Here is a 292-nt window from a genome sequence, read left to right as displayed (position 1 = left end):
CCAAATATTACCTAAACCTACTGCAGAGCCTGCGGCGGCCATTATAAATCCAAAGCGAGAGCTAAACTCACCTCTAACTGCGCTCATATTGTTGTACTTCTCTATTTTTTGACGGCGCTGACAATCTACTGGAATTGCAAATAAATAAAAAGTACTTATTTGCCCAATTGTGACAATAATTATCGTCTGGTGTGTCTATCATGCGATGCATTTAATTAATGTTATCAACAGGTTTAGAATAAGGAGTTGATTTTGTGTAATAAATTTTAGGGCCTGTTTACCTTTCGAGGTT

This window comes from Pseudoalteromonas sp. UBA6610 (assembly GCF_002433295.1).
GTDB classification, from domain to species: Bacteria; Pseudomonadota; Gammaproteobacteria; order Enterobacterales; family Alteromonadaceae; genus Pseudoalteromonas; species Pseudoalteromonas atlantica.
The sequence above is the reverse complement of the archived record's forward strand: the minus strand, read 5'-3'. Positions refer to the sequence as shown.